Annotated in this window: 11 protein-coding genes; all 11 read right to left on the bottom strand. The window is 72.8% G+C overall.

The features are described 5' to 3' along the window. Positions 1–10: 10 nt before the first annotated feature. Positions 11–931, bottom strand: coding sequence for a hypothetical protein (locus ACFVXN_RS14225; RefSeq protein ID WP_389233570.1), 921 nt, complete (start codon positions 929–931; stop codon positions 11–13). Further along, on the bottom strand, positions 918–1,892 hold the full coding sequence (locus ACFVXN_RS14230) for a hypothetical protein (RefSeq protein ID WP_389233577.1): 975 nt from the start codon (positions 1,890–1,892) through the stop codon (positions 918–920). Before ACFVXN_RS14230 ends, ACFVXN_RS14225 begins: the two co-directional genes overlap by 14 nt. A gap of 132 nt (positions 1,893–2,024) precedes the next feature. Further along, positions 2,025–2,951 (bottom strand): hypothetical protein, encoded by a 927-nt coding sequence (locus ACFVXN_RS14235; protein WP_389233580.1) that lies wholly within the window; start codon positions 2,949–2,951, stop codon positions 2,025–2,027. A gap of 80 nt (positions 2,952–3,031) precedes the next feature. Beyond that, positions 3,032–5,254, bottom strand: a complete 2,223-nt coding sequence (locus ACFVXN_RS14240; RefSeq protein WP_389233583.1) for a hypothetical protein — start codon at positions 5,252–5,254, stop codon at positions 3,032–3,034. Beyond that, entirely contained in the window at positions 5,251–5,391 is a 141-nt protein-coding gene (locus ACFVXN_RS14245) for a hypothetical protein (RefSeq protein WP_389233586.1), read from the bottom strand. The genes ACFVXN_RS14240 and ACFVXN_RS14245 overlap by 4 nt, the downstream gene beginning before the upstream one ends. Positions 5,392–5,658: 267 nt before the next feature. Continuing rightward, complete coding sequence (locus ACFVXN_RS14250; protein WP_389233589.1) at positions 5,659–5,949, bottom strand: WXG100 family type VII secretion target; 291 nt, start codon at positions 5,947–5,949, stop codon at positions 5,659–5,661. Positions 5,950–6,029: 80 nt separating this feature from the next. After that, on the bottom strand, positions 6,030–10,535 hold the full coding sequence (essC, locus tag ACFVXN_RS14255; RefSeq protein WP_389233592.1) for a type VII secretion protein EssC: 4,506 nt from the start codon (positions 10,533–10,535) through the stop codon (positions 6,030–6,032). Then, entirely contained in the window at positions 10,532–11,791 is a 1,260-nt protein-coding gene (gene essB / locus ACFVXN_RS14260; protein WP_389233595.1) for a type VII secretion protein EssB, read from the bottom strand. The genes essC and essB overlap by 4 nt, the downstream gene beginning before the upstream one ends. Then, positions 11,781–12,035, bottom strand: coding sequence for an EsaB/YukD family protein (locus ACFVXN_RS14265; RefSeq protein WP_389233598.1), 255 nt, complete (start codon positions 12,033–12,035; stop codon positions 11,781–11,783). The genes essB and ACFVXN_RS14265 overlap by 11 nt, the downstream gene beginning before the upstream one ends. Continuing rightward, the gene (locus ACFVXN_RS14270) at positions 12,032–12,619 is read right to left on the bottom strand and encodes a hypothetical protein (RefSeq protein WP_389233601.1); all 588 of its coding nucleotides are present in this window, start codon (positions 12,617–12,619) and stop codon (positions 12,032–12,034) included. The genes ACFVXN_RS14265 and ACFVXN_RS14270 overlap by 4 nt, the downstream gene beginning before the upstream one ends. Continuing rightward, positions 12,616–15,423: a type VII secretion protein EsaA gene (gene esaA / locus ACFVXN_RS14275; protein WP_389233604.1), complete on the bottom strand. Its 2,808-nt coding sequence runs from the start codon at positions 15,421–15,423 to the stop codon at positions 12,616–12,618. The genes ACFVXN_RS14270 and esaA overlap by 4 nt, the downstream gene beginning before the upstream one ends. Positions 15,424–15,607: the final 184 nt, after the last annotated feature.

Below are 15,607 nucleotides of genomic sequence, written 5' to 3' on the forward strand. Positions count from 1 at the left end.
GGCGCAGCGATCAGCGACGTGCCTCCCGCTCGGTGAGCTCCCGCAGCGCGTCGTACCGCTGCATGAACGAGTCCAGGTACACCTGTCGGCCGACCTCGTCCTCGACGTCCTCCAGGCGGGGGCCGGGCTCGGGCTCGGCCTCCGGCGACCAGTCGTCAGGCAGCGGCGCGATCAGCCGGGTGGGCACCGGGTCGAACAGTCCGTAGTGCTGGTCCGAGATCGTGCAGGCTCGCTGATCCGCAGTTCGTCCCTCCGTGTACGAACCCCATACGCGGATCCGACCGTCCTGGCCTCGAACCATGACCCACACGGTCTTCTCGCCATCGACCCGCGACTGGACCGCCTCCGGATCGTCGCTCTCGTCCGCGCTCCTGGCGTCGAACGTGCACACCAGCACCGCCGCACCCGTCCCGTCGTCGTTCACGTCGACCTCGAGCACCTCGAAGGGAATCGGCCCGAAATACACCGGAATCTGATCACTGGACCGACTCGCCCACGAGTAGACGTCGAGGAACCTCTGGTCCTGGTCCACGACTTCTGGCACCGCCGCCTGCAGTAGATCTGCTCGCCCAGAGACCCGACCGCTGTTCCACGCCGTGGGCCAGACCAGGTGGTACTCGCGCAGCGCCTCCACCCAGGGGTCGTCGGCCCACGCGCCGTGGTCCGGCAGACCACGAGGCCAGACCACCGCCGGAACCTGCGGATCACCGGCCCGCGCCTCGTGCCGTACCGGTACCGACAACGCCTCGTGCGCGGCACGGTCCCGGAGCTGCACCACGCCCAAAACCACCGCAACCGCACCAGCCACGGCCCCCAGCGCGAGCCAGCGAGCGCGTCGACGACGCTCGTGGGTACGGCGTCGTTCGGCGAGCGAGAGCTCGAGGTTCGGCGTCGTGGTCAGCGTCGCCGAGATCCGCTCATCCCAGGTCACGAGGCCTCGCCTTCGCCTCGCCACACGCCTGGACATGGGTCTCGTTCACCGACGGACGGGTTCCACGGTGTGGCGGCGTTGTGGTCGGGTATTCAGGTTCTGCCGGGTGGGTCGTTGGGCCCGGATCTCCGGCGAGATCACCGATCGAGGTCGGATCAGCCGCCGACTCGAGTTGACCCTCAGGGCCTCCCGACCCGGCGTCTCGCTGCACCGGTGTTGCGAAGAGCCCGTAGTGCACGTCCTCGATCGTGCACGGAACGGACGCGCTGATGTCGGCGACCCTCAATCGTCCGTCGATGCGCTCGAGCGTCCACGCGAACACGAGGCCGGAGCGGTTCTGCATCCGCTCCTCCGCGGAGTTCGCCTCCCCACGTCCGACCACCTCAGGAGTGCATGCTGTGACGACCGCGCCGTCGGCCCCGTCTTCCACCGACAGCACCTCGAACGGCCGCGGCCCCGGGTAGTCGACCACCGAGCCGACGCCCCCGCCGCTCAGTGAACCGCCTCGGGTCATGTCGGCGTAGAACCACAGGAGCGTCACCAAGTCCGGCGCGGCGAGGAGCGCGAGGTCCGAGCTCTCCCGCGCGTCACCGGCCGCCCGCGCCGCAGCAGCGACCACTTCGAACTCCCGGACCGCGAGGACCGCGGGGTGCTCGCTCCACTCGCCGTGGTCCGGTAGTCCATTCGGCCGGTCGATCGCCGGGATCGCCGGGTCTCCGGGGCGGGCTGCCGTCCGAGTCGGCTGATGCGCGGCTTCCCACGCCTCTCTGTTCGGCTCCCTGGCTGCGAGACCACCCAGCACCCCGCACAGCGCGACCACGCACGCGGCAGCAACCGACAGCGCAGCGACGCGGCTCCACCTGCGCCGCGTGCGCTTCTGCTCGCGTTCGTGCCGCAGGATCCGCTCACTGAGCGAGATCGCATCGGCCGGTCCTCCGCCGGCCCGTCTCTCATCGACCATCTCGTGCAGCCTCCGACCGCGCGTCACGCTGTATCCCGTCGTACTCCGACGCCAGTTCCGCCGCATCCGGCGCTTGCTGCTGCGGGCCAAGCGGCGTCGTCCGACCCGTCTCGCCGCCGTGTAGTCGTCGGTTCACCGCCGGGCTGCTCGCTCTGCCTGCTCGCGGATCCGGTCGTACGTTCTCGTGAGGTGATCGACGCGCTCCGACACGTCGTCGGCGTCTTCGAGGTCCTCGAGGCGGAGCCCGGCATCGACTCCGGTCATCCACGTCCGGTCGTCCGTCGGAAGCTCCTCGAGCCTCGTCGGCGCCGGATCGAACCTCCCGTAGTGCACGTCCGAGATCTCGCAACCCTGGTCCCCCCACGCGCGGTCAGGGTCGCGGTGGTGCGTGGTGTACCGGATGCGCCCGTCCTGACCACGGACCATCTGCCACACCCTGCGATACCCCGCGGTGCGGCCCAGCACCTCGTCGGGTGAGTCGCCCACGTCCACGCTGAGCGGGATGAACATGCACACGAGCACCTCGGCGCGGTCCCCTTCCCCGTCCGGTTTGACATCCAAGACCTCAAAAGGCACCGGACCGAGGTACACCGGCGGGTCGTCAGACTCGGACAGCCTCGACCACGCGTCCCGCAGAAAGTCCTGTCCCTGATCGACTCGCTCCGGCTCAGCCAGCCGCAGCAGATCGGCGCGTCCCTCGATCCGGCCACTGTTGAACGCCGCCGCCTCGAGCAGGTGAAACTCCCGAAGCGCCCGCACCCACGGGTCGTCAACCCACCGGCCATGATCGGGATATCCGCGGGGCCAGATCACCGACGGGACGTCCGGGTCCCCCATTCGGGCCTCCTGACGCACGAACTGCGACACCGCATCGTGTGCGGCACGGGCACGCAGCTCTGCGACCCCCGACACCGCTCCGGCAGCCACTGAGATGGCAACGAGCACTGCGCCGGCCCGCCACCAACGACGGCGACGATTGCACTCGTATTCGCGGCGCCTCTCAGATAGCGACGGCTCAGGACGCGACCCGGACCCCGGAACGTCAGATGTCTCGATCATCGGACCGCCTCATCACTGAATACCAAGGGTCAGAAGGACGACACGGCATCCGCCATGCGCCGGGAGACCTCTGACCAGAGTCACGCGTCCCCCGCCTCATCCCTCGCCTCCTTCACGATGCTGTCGTAGTTTCCGGTCAGCGACTCGAGGTACAGCTCGACATCCCCGCCCTTTTGTGCCAAGAGAGCAGAATGGGATACGTCGATTCGATCGATCCATGGCCTCAGAGAATCAACCAGCGAATCTCGCGTGCCGCTGCTGGCATTCCCGATGCTCGCGCTCGCACCCGCCCAGGTTGCTCGAGAGGCCGATTCAGCCGCTGCACTGCCGGCCATCGCGGCGATCTCCTCACTCAGCGCGTCATTGATGAGCCTTCCGACCTGGTCGGCGACGATCCCCGAACCTGGGACCGGGGCGAGATCGATCAGGTAGAAGGCCGTCGTCACCAACTGGCGAACGCGCTCGGCGGCGCGATCGGCGATTCCTTCGACCGACCCCACGAGGGCTCCGTCCAGAACCGCCTGGAGCGCACCCACTCGAAGCAGTGCCGCATCGACATCGGGACTTGCGTACGGGAGAACTGAGGCGACCAGACCGTTCTGCGCGTGAAGTACGCCTTGACGCAGGACTTCGCGACCCTCACTCGTCGACCCGGCCAAACCCAAGAGCCTTCCGATGCTCTCCCGGTCCAACAACGGGAGTGCGCGCGCCTCGTATCGGGAATGTGCTTCATCACGGATGAAGATGTGCTCGTCGCGAACTATTCCGGCAAGGACGCCACTCTCAACCACGTACATCTTTGGGTCGCTCTCGAGGCAGTATGCGAGCAAAGGCATCATCTGACCCAGGGCGGTAGCGAGGTGAACCTGCGCCTCAACGGACAGGCTTTCAGGCAGCACGGCCGGATTCGCGAGCAGCGCGGCAGCGAAAGCCGTATTGGCACCGGCGAGCCGCCGCCATATTTCCGGGTCGTACTGCGTCGCGTCCAGCGGCCCGCCCGGCTGCACCTGCAGCCCGGACCACAACGCGGCGATCCCGAGGTGCCCGTCCGCCCGCCACTCCCGCTGCCCGACCCAGTAGGCAATTCGCGGGACGCTCGTCTCGGTCGCGCCCTCCAGCAACCAGTCCAGCGCGGCCCCTGGGTATTTCCCGAGCGTCTCCAGCACTCCCGACATCGGGTCGGTCCCTCGCCCCGCCCGGTCGGGGAACAGCAGGTTCGCGAGCACGTGCCCGTCGGACGGCTCCCAGTAGGCGGGCGAGCCGTTGACCCGCTCGAACGTGTCGATCTGGTTCGCCATCGCCACCGTGAAGCTCTCCCCCATCGGCTCGGTCTGCGCCGACCCGAACAAGAACCCCACCGCCCCCGGCCACCGCCCGTGCTCGGTCATCTGCTCCACGAACCGAGCCGCCTGCCCCGACGACCACCCCGCCGACCCCACCGACAACGCCGACACCAACGCCAACGCCTGCGCACGCGCCTCGACCTCAGTCCCCTCACCCCGGTAGACCCGACCAGCCAGCACCTCCACCAACGCAACCGTCCGCCCCCCACCCAACGACAAGAAGAACCCGCTCAGCACCTCCTCATCACGACCCCACGCGACCAGCAACCGCGCCAGATCAGCCATCGACGCATTCCCGTCCAGCACATCCAGCGCCAGCGACACCAGCACCCCCCGCGTCGCGTCGCCGCCGATCATGTCCGGGCTCGTCAGTCCCGCCGCAGCGCTCGCGCGTCCCACCGCTCGCCAGTCCGCGACATCGACCACACCCAACGCCGCCTGCACCGTGCTGTCAGCAGCGACCCGGCGATCGACCAGCTCGGCCATCTCCCGGTCCGCCTGATCCACCGCGACCTGCGCCACGTCGCGCGCCTGCCTGCGCACCCGCGCCTGGCGCGCCACCTCGGCAGGCGTCGCCACGCCGTTCTTCGGCAGCGACGTCGGCATCCCCAGCTGCTGCATCGCCCGCGCGAGATCGGCGCCCGCGGCGACCCGCCGCGCCCGCACGAGCACGACCTCCTCGGCGATCCCCTCGACCGCGTTGGCGTACGCCGTCAGCGCGGTGCTGCCCTCCGCGAGCGCCTCGATCAGCCCACCCAGGTCACGCACGCACGCGTCGCTCTGCTCGCGCCACCCGTCGCCCGCCCGGCCCTCCCACGCCGCCGCGGTCAACGTGCCCGAGTCCGACCGGACCCCGAAGTGCACATCGGCCAACGACCGCACCGCCGAGTCCAACCGCCGCCCGACAGCCCGGACGCCGTGGGTGTCACCCGCGCCAGGATCGTCCTGGGTCCACCTCATGACGCGACCTCCCGGTCCGCCGCGACGAACTCAGCCGCCGCGTTCACGGCGTCCTGACCGAGGGTGTAGACCGCGGTCGCCGCACCCACCAGGCAGTGCCCGGTCGACCGGACGAAGTCGTCAACGGACTCGTCCACGCCCGGACTCCCCGACGACTCACCCAGGCCCACGACGGGGTCGGGGATCACCGGAGCGGCCGACCGCAGTCGAGCACCCGTCTCCTGCACGGCACCGACATCCACGAGGACGCTCACAGCGCACCCGCCTGCCCGCCGGCACCAGCGGACCGGCTCTCGTTCTCCGTCATGGTTCACATACCTCCGTCGTCTTCCCCTGCACGGCCGAGCCGGTCACGGTGCCGACGACGAAGAGCGCGGACGCCCCGGGTCGTCGGCACCGTGGCATCAGCTCCGGATCTGGGACGCGATGTCCGCGTCGGTCTGCTCGATGATCTGAGCGACCTTGTTGAGCTGCTGGTTGATCGACTGCAGCAGCTCGGCGAAGTCGCGGATCTTCGGGGACAGCTCGTTGAACTGCTCCTCGAAGCTGTCGAACGCGGTGCCCTCCCAGTTGTCGGCGATGACGCCCTGCTCCGCCGTGAGGCTCGAGAGGATCTCGTCGATCTGCTCGGAGCCGGTCGTGTACTTCTGGGCGGACGTGCGCAGCTCGTCCGGGGTGAGCTTGATCGTGGCCATGAACTCTCTCCATCCATTCGGTAGCCCCCGGTTCCGGGGACATCTGGTCGAGGCCTGAGCAGGCCCCACATCTGGTGTGCTCAGGACGGCGCGGGGATCTTCACCGGCACCGCCTTCCCGTCGGCGACCACCCACGCCCCGTCCGGCCCCAGCAACGGCTCCTTGTACGGGAGGTTGGAAGCGCGCAGGACGGACTGGTCGGCGATCCGGCCGACCACGACTCCCGCGGTCACGTCCTTGATGGCCTGGGAGAGGTCGCCCGGGCCCTTGCCCGCCGCACCGAGCCGGCCACCGAGCAGGACGGGCATCCCGAGCTGGGGCCCGTCGGAGATCAGCCGCAGCAGGCCGGCGGCACGCTGCTCACCGAGCTGCGTGGCGACGGAGGAGACGTCACCGACGATCACGAGCGCGCGGTCGAGCGACCGCCCGAACTCCGCGGCCGAGGGCGGGTCGGCGGTGGCCCGGGCGGCTTCGTACGCCTGCCCGCGCAGGTCGAGCTCGGCGATCGCCGCGTCGAGGGTGTCGTGCACCGTCGTCGCGCCCCCTCGCGTCTCCCGCACGAGGGCGCGGAGGTTCCCGTCGTCGTCGTCGATCACGAACGCCCCCGCAGCGAACGCGCGCGATCCGGCGCGCCAGAGCAGGGCGATGCGCGCACCCACGGACTCGCCGTCCTCGGCCAGGACGAGCACCCGACGCTGTCTGCTCACGGCCAGCCCGGTCGGCTCGACGGAGTCCAGGTCCAACCCGACCGGGACGGTGCCCTCGGCGACGAGGCGGGCCGTCCCGGGCCGTGCCAGCAGATCGTCCAGATCCAGCGTCTCCGGGATCACCGGGATGTGCTCGGGCCGGGCCCCCTGCCACCGGGCGTCCATGCCCGCAGCCTCGGCTCGGATCGCGTCGACGATCTCCAGCATGTCCGCACCGGGGGTGGGCAGGGCCGCCTGGAAGAGCTCGGGCTGCCCGTGGTGGACCAGTCCGCGGCCGGGCAGGTCGTCGACCCGCAGCGTGGTCCGCCCCACGATCGAGACCGGTTCGACGTCGTCGTTCATCTTGAGCGCGAGCTGGGTCTTGATGTTCGCCGCGACATTGCCCCGCAGGGTCGTCTGGCGCCCCGTCGACAGCGCGAGGTGCATCCCGAGTCCGGCACCCTCGCGCGCGACCCCGTACATGAGGGTGGTCAGGACCTCTTCGCTCGCCTCGCCCTTCAGCGCCTCGACCCCGTCCACCACCAGAAGCACGTGCGGCAGTGCCTCTCCGGAGGCACGCTCGTACATGGAGAGGTTCGCGACGGAGTACCCGCTGAGCAGCTGCTTGCGGCGCTTGATCTCGACCTCGATACGCTCGACGAGCTTCCGCGTCTTCTGCGTGTCGTCCAGCGTGACCGTGTCCGCCACGTGCGGCAGCCCGCGCAGCGGCAGCAGCCCGTTCGTCCCGAAGTCCAGCAGGTACACGTGCAGGTGCTCGGGGCTGTGGGTCCGGGCGAGGTCCATCACGAGGGTCTGCAGGAACGTGGACTTGCCGTACCCGGGGCTGGCGAACACCGCCACGTGACCGTCGCCGGTCAGGTCCAGCCGCAGCGTCTCCTGGGCCTGCATCGACGGGATGTCCACGGTCCCGATGACGGGCCGCAGCGGCGCCTTCGGTTCCGCCCAGGCGACAGCGGGGTCCACGTCGTGCAGGTCGGTCACGCAGATCCGCTCCGGCAGCGGCGGCAGCCAGGGCCGGGGCAGCGCCGCGACCCCACCGGCGACGGCGGCCCGCCCGACCTCGGCGACGACCGCCTCGAGCTCGGTCGGTGCCTGCCGCAGGTCCTCGGTCCCGTCGAGGCCCGAGAGGTCCTGGGTGAGGATCTCGTACTGCCCGAGGTCGTTGATCGCGTAGACCGCGAGGTCCTCGGTCGGGTCGTCCTCGCGGTCGGGGCGGTAGTCCGCGCCGCTCCAGGCGCTCTGGAACAGCTCGTAGATCTCGTTGTTGCCGACCTGCAGGTACGCGCGCCCCGGCAGGGTGATCTCCGCGGCGTCGGGGGTCTTGATGATCTCCATCGAGTCCGAGCGGTCCGCGACCTTGAGCGCGAGCTTGAACTTCGAGTTCGACCAGATCTGGTCGTTGACGACGCCGGACGGCTTCTGGGTCGCGAGGATCAGGTGGATCCCGAGGGACCTGCCGATGCGGGCCGTGGAGATCAGCTCGTCCATGAACTCGGGCTGCTCGGACTTCAGCTCCGCGAACTCGTCGGAGATGAGGAACAGGTGCGGCATCGGCTCGGCGGCGTCGCCGTTCTTCACGAGCTTCTGGTACTGGTTGATGTGGTTGACGCCGTGCTCGGAGAACGCGCGCTGCCGGCGCTTGAGCTCGGCGTTGATGGACACCAGCGCCCGCATGCTCTGCGCGCCGTCGAGGTTCGTGATGGTGCCGAGCAGGTGCGGTAGGTCGGCGAACAGGTTCGCCATCCCCCCGCCCTTATAGTCGATGAGCAGGAACGCGACGTCGTGCGGGTGGAAGTTCACCGCGAGGCTCAGGATGTAGCTCTGCACGATCTCGGACTTGCCCGACCCGGTGGTCCCCGCGACCAGGCCGTGCGGACCGTGGGCCTTCTCGTGCAGGTCGAGCCTCACGACGTCGTCGGGGCCGCGCAGCCCGAGCGGAACGCCCAGCGTCCGGTGCGGGGAGTTCGCGGCCCACCGCGCCGCGACGCCGAGCTCCTCGACGCGCTCGACGCCGTACATCTCCAGGAACGTCACCGACTCCGAGATGCTGCTGCGCAGGTCCTGCAGGTGCACCAGCGCCCCGACGGTGCGCGGCAGCCGCTCGAGGTCGAGGCCGTCGGGCACGTGGTCGAGCGCGAACGGCCTGTTCACGAGCTCGCCGCGCTCCAGTACCAGCACGCCGGTGTCGCGGTCCCGGATGTCGACGACCGTCGTCACCGCGTCGGACAGGCTGGACATCGTCTCCTGGACGACCACGACGCTGCACCCGAGGTCGGTGGGGTCGCCGCGCAGGAACTCCATCACGACGTGGTCGAGCACCAGCGTCTCGTCGAGGATCAGCACGACGTAGTGCGGGGTGAAGGTCGTGCTCTGCCCACCGCGGACCTCGGCGCGCGCGGTGCGCCGGACCTTCAGGACCTGGTTGAGGGTCGACAGCACCTGGTCACGCGACCGCTGGTCGTGCACGAGCCCGCGCAGGTTCACGTCCCGGAGCGCCGCGTGCCGGAACCAGCGCATCCACGCCCAGTCGACGAGCTCCTGCTCGGGCAGCACGACCACGAGCTGGACGTCGTGGTAGCTGTGGAAGAACGCCAGCTGGTTGACCAGGAGCTGGAGCTGCTCGACGACGAGCCGGCGCGGGCCGACGTAGCCGACGGGGCCGTGCACGAGGTCGGCACCGACCGGCATCTGCTCGAGCGCGTCCGCACCGGCGCACAGCTCGCGGGACAGGGCGTCGAGCTCGGTGCCGTCGGGAACCCCGTCGGGGTCGGCGTGCTGGACCCGGACCGACGCGGGCACGGTCCCCAGCCCCAGCCGGTAGTGCAGGAAGTCGTGGTGCTGGGGGGCCTTCTCGAACACCCGGGGGCTGTGCGCGGCCGCGAGCTCGACCAGCGACGCGAGCGCCGGGTGGTGGTAGAGCGCGCCGCGCCGCTGGGCGTCGGCGGCCTCGCGCACCTCCGCGGCGCGCGTGTCGAGGTGCGCCCGGTAGGTCTCCTCGGCCTCGGCTCGCTCGCGGTGCTGGGTGCGACGGTCCTTGCGGTACCCGTGCACGGAGAACCCGAGCGTCACCACCGAGGTGGCGGCGGAGGTGAGGACCATCAGGGCGTTCCCGTTGACCAGGGCCATCGCGCCGGTGACCGCGAGCATCACGAGCGGCGGGACGACGAGCTTGGCGAGCTGACCGCTGCGCTTCGCCCCGTCCGCCGGGACGGCCCCGACCGTCAGCGCGCCCTCGGGCGGCCGGTGCACGAGGCGCGGGGACCGGCGCACCTCCGGGTAGCCCGGCGGCGGGGTGCGGTCCGAGGACGCCCGACGCGGCAGCCGGGCGCCGACCACGGCGCCGTCGTCGACGTGCAGCTCGCCGTCGAGGAGCACCAGGTCGTGGCCGCCGAGCCCGAGGTGGTCGCCGTCGTGCAGCACGACGCGACCGCGGGACGCCCGGACGTTGTCGACGAACACATCGTCCCCGAGGACGGACACGTCCCAGCGCCCGTCGAGGCGCCGCCGGGCGGTCACCGCGTGCTCGGGGTCGGCGACGGTGAGCGACGCGCCGGGCCAGACGCCGACGACGAGCTCGTCGACCCCGCGCAGGTCGTAGACCGTGCGCCCGGACGCCGCCACGACGCGCGCCTCGACCCGACCGGCGGGGACGTCGAGGACGGTGGTGGCCGACGCGGGGCCGTGCGCCTCGACGTCGCCGGCCGTCAAGGTGACGGTCCCGTCGCGCAGCCCGACGACCACCGGCGGCACGTCGAGCGCCGGGGGCAGGTGCACGTCGCAGTCCGACGCGTGCCCGAGGGTCAGGGACGCGCCGTCCCCGACGGCCCGCCGGAACCGAACCCCGTCGACGACGACCACCGCCACCCGACCCGCCGTCACGGCGCCGTCCCCTCGTCGCCGGGCTCGTCGGTCGCGGCCCCGTCCGGCGCGGCCCCGTCCGGCGCGTCCACGTCGGCCGCCCGGCCCTCCTCGACCGCCGCGGTGCGCCGCTCGAGGTACGTGTCGTAGGACCCCTCCAGCTCGGCCAGCCGTGCTTCCCGCTGGGCGCCCATGAGGTCGGGGTCCGCGGCGACCTGCTCCTGGAGCAGCGTCAGCGCGTACAGGACGAGGTCGACGTCGTTCAGCCCCTGAGCGAGGTCGAGCGCCTTCGCCAGCTCCCCCCGGCCGACCTGCACCCAGTAGGTGAGGACGTCCCGCTCGGCGCGCATCGACAACGTGTTCTCGACCGCGGCGCGCTGCTCCTCGCTGAGGCCGGCTCCGCGCAGGTGGCTGTACGCGAGCGCGTACCGCTGGGTCAGGGGCAGCTGCTCCTCGGGGACGGGCCGCAGGGTCTCGATGACGCCGTCGTAGTCCATGACGACGAACCGGCGGTCCGCCTCCAGCATGCGCGCGTCGAACGGGGCCCGGACGAACGTCGCCCAGCCCGCGACAGCACCGGCCGCGAGGGCGACCACGCCGAGCCACACCGCCGCGTGCCGGGCCGCGGTGTGCGCGCGCCGGCTCACCCGCACGAGGCGGTCGCGCTCGTCGGCGACCGCCTCGTCGTAGCACCGGGTCAGGTAGGCGGCGAGGTCGGCGACCGAGCCCGCCTCCGCCACGGCCTGCTCGAACCGGCTGGACCGGCGCAGCGTCAGCGCGCCCGCGACGAGGGTCGCGTACGGCGTCCTCGGGTCGAGGGTGCTGAGCACCAGCGCCTGGTACTGCCGCAGGAGGTGCGGCTCGTCGGCCTCCCGGGGCGGCATCACGCCGCGCAGACCCCGGTAGACCATCCGGGGCCTCAGGTTCCGGTCGACGAGGACGTTGCCGGGGTGCAGCACCACGGCGTACCCGCGCTCCAGGAGCCCCGCGCAGGCGCCGACGTTCACGAGCGCCCGCAGCCGCTCGGCCCGGGACATCGCCAGGACCTCCGACCACGGGACGAGCCCGTCCCCGGGCGTCAGGTGCAGGGTCACGGTGTCGCTGGTGCACGTGGTCCGGCACGGGAGCAGGCGGTCGTCGTCGTGCGCGAGCAGGTCGAGCTCCGCGGGGTCCCGGACGGGAGCGAGCGACCGCGGCAGCACGAGCGTCCACGTGTCGCCGTCCTGCTCGACGACGTGCTCCGTCCCCTCCAGCTCGATGGTGGTGTCAGTGCGCACCCGGTCCTCCCGCGATCAGCTCGATCAGGTCCCCGTCGGTCACCGGGTGCATCGCCAGCACGTCCTCCTCGGTCAGCAGCAGGCCCTTCGCCCGCACGCGCAGCTGGTACTTGGGCAGCCCGTGGTCGAGGCCCGGGAAGATCCGCGCGAGCTCGACCACCAGACGGCGCACCGTGGTGCGCGCGGGGATCCGCAGGTCGCGCCGGTGGCCGCCGGCCAGCAGGGTCACGTCGAGGTGGGTCACCACGGTCGGCCTCCCGGGGTGGACCCGGCGCCGAACCGCCAGGACGCCACGCCACCGGCGACGACCAGCGCGCCGATGCCGCCCGCCGCGGGGCCCGGGACGCGAGCACCCGCCGCCGCGCCGCGCCCGTCGGACACGGGCGTGGCGGCGCCCGTGCGACGCGCCGCGCTCGGGTCGGCGGCGTCGCGCGCCGGGAACAGGTGCGTCGTCGTGCGCCCCTCCCGGAACGGCACCGGGTCGGCCAGGAACAGCGCGGCGGTCCCGGAGCGTCGTGCGTCGGCCCGTGCGCGTGCCGCCGCCGCGATCGCCGCCGAGTCGTCGGGGACGAACAGCATCGCGCTGCGCGCGGAGCCCGACGCGTCGCTCTGCTCGGCGCGCTCCAGGCGGTCGACCCGCAGCACCAGGTCGTGCCGGCGCAGGCCGGTCGGGTCGTCCACGGGCGCGGCGGTCGCCGCCCCCGCCGCGACCACGCCGACGACACCCACCACGCCCACCACGCCCACCACGCCGAGCACGCCCGGCGCGAGGGTGCGGAGCACCCGCGCCCACGGGGCGCGCCACCCTGCGGGCCGGCCCCCGCTCATGCCGGCACCGCCCGCCACCGCCGCGGCACGAGCCGCGCGGGGTCCACCACGACCAGGTCGAGCAGGAGCACCGCGAGGACGCCCACCACCAGCGGACCGGCGACCACCAGCCCCGCGGGGTCGGTGCCGAGGAGGCTGCCGAGCGCGGACTCGGCCCTGCCCAGCGGGTTCACGGCGGCCAGCACCCCCGCCGCACCCGACGGGGCGCCGCTGCCGACGGCGTCGGTGACCAGCACGTGGCCGACGAGCAGGACCACGCACAGGCCGACGCCGAGCGCCCGGCACTGCGCGACGAGCCAGTGGGACAGCAGCGTCAGCCCGCAGCAGATCAGGACGACCGCGGTCACCCACGCCACCTGCGTCTCGCGCGGCACCCCGAGGTCGACGGCGCTCACGACGGCCAGGGCCGCGCCGAGCGCCACGCCGGCCAGCGCGCACCACCCCGCGGCGCGCGCGTTCGCCCGGAACCAGGCGGTCCGGGCGCGGTCGAAGCCCGACACCTCCCGCGACCGGCCCGTGCCGACGTGCGCGACGAGGTACGCGGCCAGGAAGCAGAGCGAGAACGCGATCAGCACCCACGGCAGGGGTCGCCCGACGTCGACCGCGGCGACCGCGGCGCGCGGGGTGGGTTCCACGGGCTCGACGAGGAACCGCAGGAGCCGCTCGTTGAGGACCCCGGCGCTGTGCGCGTGCGGCAGCACGCCGGCGAAGGCGTCCGCGAACTCCTGGGAGCCCGCGACCTGGGCGGTGAGCGCGGTCGTCAGGGCCGCGGACCGGCCGTCGAGGTCCGCGGAGTCCTCCCCCAGCCGCGCGACGTCGGCGCGGAGCAGGTCCAGCAGGTCGCCGAGGGCAGCGGCCTGGTCGGCGCCGGACCGCGCGTCGGCGGCCAGCAGGGCGCTCGACGCCGTCAGCGTCGACGCCTCGGCGAGGAGGTCGCGCGTGGTCGCGTCGACGGTGGCGGTGGACTGCGCGACCGGACGCTCGGCGGCGACCACGCCGGCGGAGACCGCTCGCAGCCCGGTGAGCTGGTCGAGGTGCGCGTCCACCTGCGCCGCGAGCCCGCGCGACGTCGCACGGAGCCGGTCGCGACCCTCGGTCAGCGCAGCGGCGGACGACTGCAACCGCTCCGTGAGGCCCTGTGCGGCGGTCAGGTGCTCCCGCTCGGCGGCGACCTGGCGCGCCACGGCGTCGAGGAGGACCGCGTCGACGGCTGCGGTCACGTCGGTGCCGGGCGCGAGCCCGCAGTCCTGCGCGCAGGCGGCGACGAGCCGCACGAGGTCGGCCGCCCGGCGGTACGCGTCCGCGACCTGCGCCACGCGGGCGCCGTACAGGGCGGCTCGGGCGTGCGCGACCTGCGGGTCCTCGGGGCCGCCCGCGGTGTCCGTCCGGCCCGGCTCGGCTCCCGGTCCGGACTCGAGCCCGTCCGGTGGGCCGACCACCTCCCCCCCGAGCGCCGCTCCCAGGTCGGCGAGGTCCGCCCCGACGACCCGGTCCGGGTCGACGGGGACGTCCGCGTGCCCCTCCCAGTCGAGCACGGTCGCCAGGTCGGCGCCGATCTGGCCGGCCAGGTCCGCGACCGCCGTCCCCGCACGGTCGAGCACCCCCGCGTCGACCGCCTCGGCCAGCGCGTCGGCGTCCCGGTAGGGCAGCACCGCGACCTGCGCCGCGACCGCGGCGCGCAGCACGGCGGCGAGCGCGGGCTCGGCGGTCGGCGGCTCGGCGTGCCCTGCTGCGCTGCGGGCGAGCACCTCGGCCAGCGTCACCGCACCGTCGCCGTCGCCGTCGAGCCCCGCCCGGACGCCGGGCGCGTGGGTGCTCAGCACCGCCGCCGCGTCGAGTGCGGCGAGCGCGCCGACCCGGTCGGTCACCGACGCCTCGACCTCGCGCACGAGGGCGTCGAGTCCCGCGACCGCCGCCGCGTGGTTCGCCGGGTCGCCCTCGTCCTCGAGCTGCGCGGCCAGCGCGCGGCCGGTCGCGTCGAGCCCGTCGTGCATCCCCTGCACCTCCGCGCCGAGCAGGCGCGCGTCCATCGCGAGCGCCGCCTCGAGGAACGCCGCGTGCGAGAGCGCCCCCTCCTGCCGCTGGGCGACCAGCCCGGCGAGGGTGACGTCGTGCGCGTCGTGCTCGCCCGCGACCTCGTCCAGCCCGTCCGCGTGACCGCCGAGCGCGTCGACGAGGCCGCCGTTCGCGGCGAGCGAGCCGTCCGCGTCCTGCGTCAGACCGCCCAGGCCGGTGCCGAGCGCCCGGGCCGCGGGATCGACCTCCTCGGCGAGCACCCCCGCGTGCTGGGCCTCGGCCGCGACCACGACCTGGATGTCGTCCTGGGCGCGGCGCAGGTTGCCGAGGATCGAGGCGACGTACACGTCGACGAGCTGCCCGCTGAGCTGCTCGACGATCTCCTGCCCGCGTCGCTCCGCGACCGCCTCCAGCCGGGCGTCGCCCGCGCCGTTGGCCTGGTAGGTGATCCCGATCGGGTCGGGGTCGGGTGACGCGAGGTCGAGCAGCTTCGCCGAGAAGTCCGTGGGGATGATGACGAGCAGGTGGTAGCTGCCGTGCGCGAGGGCCCGCTCGGCGACGCCCCTGCTCACGACGTGCCACGCCGCCGAGGTGTCGCTCTCGATCTGCCGGACGTACCCACGCCCGAGGTTGACCTGCTCGCCCCCGGTGTCGACGCCGCGGTCCTCGTTGACCAGCCCCACGTCGAGGACGACGGTGCCCGCGGTGGCCGCGTCGTCGGTCCGGGCGCCGGGCCCGCCGTGCACCGTCAGCAGCAGCGCCGCGACGGATGCCACGACCAGCACCATCGCGACGCGTGCGCGGACGCGTCGCCCTGTCTGTCCCTCGACCTGACTCACCGCTCACCCCCGTGCACGCACGGAGGAGTCGCTCCGCAGGCGTGCGAGATCGACGGCGCGACGGCCGTGACGACATCGTGGAAAGAAACGCGCTCCCGGTCGTTCCGGCGAATGGTCTCGCGCGGCACGTGCG

The sequence above is a fragment of the Cellulomonas sp. NPDC058312 genome (genome assembly GCF_042880135.1).
Classification (GTDB): Bacteria; Actinomycetota; Actinomycetes; order Actinomycetales; family Cellulomonadaceae; genus Cellulomonas.

Excerpts from the sequence above, each read along its gene's own strand:
- esaA (WP_389233604.1), bottom strand. The coding sequence starts at position 15,423 with ATGGTGCTGGTCGTGGCATCCGTCGCGGCGCTGCTGCTGACGGTGCAC.
- ACFVXN_RS14250 (WP_389233589.1), bottom strand. The coding sequence starts at position 5,949 with ATGGCCACGATCAAGCTCACCCCGGACGAGCTGCGCACGTCCGCCCAG.
- ACFVXN_RS14240 (WP_389233583.1), bottom strand. The coding sequence starts at position 5,254 with ATGAGGTGGACCCAGGACGATCCTGGCGCGGGTGACACCCACGGCGTC.
- ACFVXN_RS14235 (WP_389233580.1), bottom strand. The coding sequence starts at position 2,951 with ATGATCGAGACATCTGACGTTCCGGGGTCCGGGTCGCGTCCTGAGCCG.
- ACFVXN_RS14270 (WP_389233601.1), bottom strand. The coding sequence starts at position 12,619 with ATGAGCGGGGGCCGGCCCGCAGGGTGGCGCGCCCCGTGGGCGCGGGTG.
- ACFVXN_RS14230 (WP_389233577.1), bottom strand. The coding sequence starts at position 1,892 with ATGGTCGATGAGAGACGGGCCGGCGGAGGACCGGCCGATGCGATCTCG.